Raw genomic sequence first — 3,405 nt, 5'->3', positions numbered from 1 at the left:
TGTTAGCGCCGGTGTAAAAGCGACGTTAAACGACGACGCAAGGTTGAGCGAATTACTCAAGAACAAAGGGGCCACGCGGGCCCCTTTGTCGTCAATGACATCGTTCAGAACGGCGGATCGCGCTCGTTGAACGGTAGATCGTGTTGCCGGCGATCTTCGTGCAGGAGCCGCTGCATGTCGGGCAGATAGCGGGCGCTGATCACTTCGCGCAGGTCGTCGAGCAGCTCGAACACGGCGAGCGCCTGCTCGGGCGTCCAGTCCTCGGGCACGACGAAGCTCAGGCCGCGCGTTCGGCCGGAAGGCAACGAGGGGGCTTTCATGACGACTGCCCTGCCTTCGCCGACTTTGTGGGACCGCGCTGACGAGCGCGTTTGTCAGCCCGCTCGCGGGCTTCCTTCAGGCGGTACGATTCGCCTTCGATCGAGATGACCTCGGCCAGATGCACCAGGCGATCGACGAGTGACACGACGCAAGCGGCGTTCGGAAACACTTCGTGCCATTCGGCAAACGGTCGATTCGATGTCACGATCGTGCTGTTGTTCTGGTACCTGCGACTGATCAACTCGAACAGCAGATCCGCGTGGCGATTCGAGTAGGAGAGATAGCCAACCTCGTCGATTACAAGGACGTCGGGCGCAGCATAGCGACGCAAGCGCCGGCGCAGCGTTGAATCGCTATCGAGCGCGGCCAGTTCGCCCAGCATGTTGCCGGCGGTAGTGAACAGCACCGTGTGCCCATGCACGAGCGCCTGATGCGCGACGTTCTTCGCTAGCGTCGACTTGCCCACGCCGTTGGGGCCGATGAGCACAACGTTGGCGGCATCCTTCATGAATCCAAGCGTCATCAGATCTTCGATGGCGCCGCGATCACAGCGTGACGGCCAAGCCCAGTCGAAGTCGCACAAGCCTTTAAAGCCGCCCAGGTGTGATTCCTTGATGCGCCGCTCGAGCGAGCGACGGGCTCGCTCGTCTTCCTCCCACTGCACGAGCGGCGCGACCCACGGCTCCTGCGCAACCTCGGGCCAGTGGGCCAGCAGCCCGTGCAAACGCAATTCCTGTGCGCGTGTGCGCAATGATTCAAGCGAGCTCATCCATGCCTCCGGCAAGTTGGTCGTAGGTATCGAGCCGGTGGGGTTGAACCGGCGTGTCCTTCTGGCGTACGTGCGGCGGCAGACATACGGCAAGCGGTGGCGGAAGCTGCCGCTCTTCGCGGCGGCGCTCCAGCGCCAGGCGCACGGCGTTCGGGTGCGGCACGCCGCTTTCGAGCGCATCGCCAATCGCGACCTGCAATTGCGCGGCACCGTAGCGTTCGAGCAGACGCAGCAACGCCGCCGTGATGGTGCCCAGATTCGCGTTGCGTTCAGCCGCGCGGCGCAGCAGATCCTGACTGGCTGGCGCAGCCTTGGCCAAGCGGTCCATGCCGCGATGATGACGAGCCTCGCGTTTGACGCCCACGAGCGTCTCGATGTGGGTCGGCTCTTCGATTTGTGCGCCGCGATCGAAACTGCGAACGTGGTGCGCAAGGACTTCAGCACCGTCCAACACGCGTACCTGTTCGAGATTGGCGCGTATCGTGAGCGTGCGTCGCACGTGCGTGTGTGGAATCGAGTAGTCGTTCAGATCGAAGCGGACGTAGGGCGTCTTGCCGACTTTGACGGCGAGCGTTTCCTCAACAGGATATGGGTTCTCGGGCAGCGCAAGAAGCGTCGGCTGTTCTTGCGCAAATGCTTGGCGCACGCTGATCATGCGATCTTCCGGGCACGGGCGATCGGCCGCCTGCGTGCGGCACCAGTGCTCGGCTTGCGTATTCAGATCGTCCAGATCGGCGAACTGCCTTGCCGCGAAGAATGCGTCACGGACATGGCGAATCGCACGCTCAACGCGCCCCTTCTCGTTGCCGCGCGCAATCGCCACCGGTCTCGGCTCGAACCGGTAGTGCGCAGCGAAGGCAAGCAGCGTCGGGTGGAAACGGATGGCGTCGCCCCGGCGTTCAAGTACGGCGCTCTTGAGGTTGTCGTAAAGGACAACCCGGCCAAGCCCACCCCAGTGCGTGAAGGCGCCGATATGCCCGCGCAGGAAGTTCTCCATGCGCGCGTCGAGGAAGAAGCGCAGATACAGGTCGCGCGAGTACGAGAGCACCATCACGAAGGCCATCAAGGGCCGGCGCGCACGGCCGATCTGCAAGTGACCGAAATGACCCCAGTCGCATTGCATCTGTTCGCCGGGCAACGTGCGCAGCCGCAGGTACGCTTCGGCAGGCGGGCGTGGCCGATGCAGCGAGATCAAATGCCGGAAGTGCGTGGGGCCGCCCTGATAGCCGCGCTCGCGCACCATGCCGTAGAGGCGGCTGGCGGTGAGCGTCGGATACTTCTCGAGCGTCTGGCCAATGAACGGCAGATACGGCTCGATCATCGAAGAGCGCGGCGCCGGACCGTGGCGCGGCAAGCCGGCCTGCGCGAGCACCCGTTTGACTGTGCCGCGATGCACGTGCAGTTGCTGCGCGATGGTGCCGCAGCGCCACTTCTCGACATGATAGAGCCGCAGGATATGGGCTTCGAGTTCAGCGTCAATCGTCACCTTTAGAGCCTCCCCGCAATCGGTAAATGGAATAAGGAGCTCGACGGCGCAGCGGGCCAAGGCGCACGAGCGGCGAACAGGCATTGCCGCATAGGTGGCAATGCGTTGTCGTCGGCACCGATGCCGTGACGCGATGATGAGTAACAGCGGCGCGCATCGAGTCCGCAGGCAGTAGAGCACTGGGCGCTACCGCAGGTGAACCGTGATGCGTCACTTTATTGAGTCGCGCCCGATAACGACGGGCGCGCTGCGCATGGGCAAGACGCCCACGGCGAGAGTGCTGGTAACGCCGGGCCGCTTCGCGCAAACTTGCGCGACGAGCCGCTTGGGCACAGCCGTTGGCGCAATAGATCTGGCCGCGATCGCAGCGGCGACAAATGAACACCTGCACCCGACAGTGGGCGCACAGAAAGAAGCGGCCCGTGGGCTGCATCGGCGGTCCCCATGGAACGCCGAAGGCAGGTCGATATCGATATCGACAGGGACCGCCAGCCGTGGAATACTGCGACTGCACGTGTCCCTGTGCTTGGCCCCATGGCCTTGCGTCTGTGTCCTGTGCGGCGCGGCCCCGGGGTGAACTTGGCGGTTTGACCGGTGTCGCGCCGGTGGTTTCTTCGGCGGTATGCCTTTCTACCGTAACCGCTGAACACCGTCATCTCTCACCACGCTTTGCGCGTCTGCACTCGCCCTACGGGCTCCTTACGCCACGCAAAGCGTCATCAATACTCCGCTGTCCCTTCCCAAAACATCGCTTAGCAACTGCCGCCGCTCAGCAGCTCAATTCCATCACGCCGTCGTTTAGTGTCGGATTTAGGCCGGCGTTCACAGT

The 3,405-nt window shown here is 63.3% G+C and carries 3 protein-coding genes; all 3 read right to left on the bottom strand.

Going from position 1 to position 3,405, the window contains the following annotated elements:
- Nucleotides 1-104 precede the first annotated feature (104 nt).
- The 3 genes from LPA37_RS27540 to istA are packed head-to-tail and all read right to left on the bottom strand — an operon-like array spanning nt 105 to nt 2,756.
- Nucleotides 105-320, bottom strand: a complete 216-nt coding sequence (locus LPA37_RS27540; RefSeq protein ID WP_201108927.1) for a hypothetical protein — start codon at nt 318-320, stop codon at nt 105-107.
- The gene (istB, locus tag LPA37_RS27535; RefSeq protein WP_201108928.1) at nt 317-1,090 is read right to left on the bottom strand and encodes an IS21-like element helper ATPase IstB; all 774 of its coding nucleotides are present in this window, start codon (nt 1,088-1,090) and stop codon (nt 317-319) included. Before istB ends, LPA37_RS27540 begins: the two co-directional genes overlap by 4 nt.
- A complete protein-coding gene (gene istA / locus LPA37_RS27530; protein ID WP_229014246.1) occupies nt 1,077-2,756 on the bottom strand; it encodes an IS21 family transposase in 1,680 nt (559 codons plus the stop codon). The genes istB and istA overlap by 14 nt, the downstream gene beginning before the upstream one ends.
- Between the last annotated feature and the right edge of the window lie 649 nt (nt 2,757-3,405).

This window comes from Paraburkholderia gardini (assembly GCF_907164545.1).
Classification (GTDB): Bacteria; Pseudomonadota; Gammaproteobacteria; order Burkholderiales; family Burkholderiaceae; genus Paraburkholderia; species Paraburkholderia gardini.
This window is presented reverse-complemented; position numbering and strand designations above follow the sequence as displayed.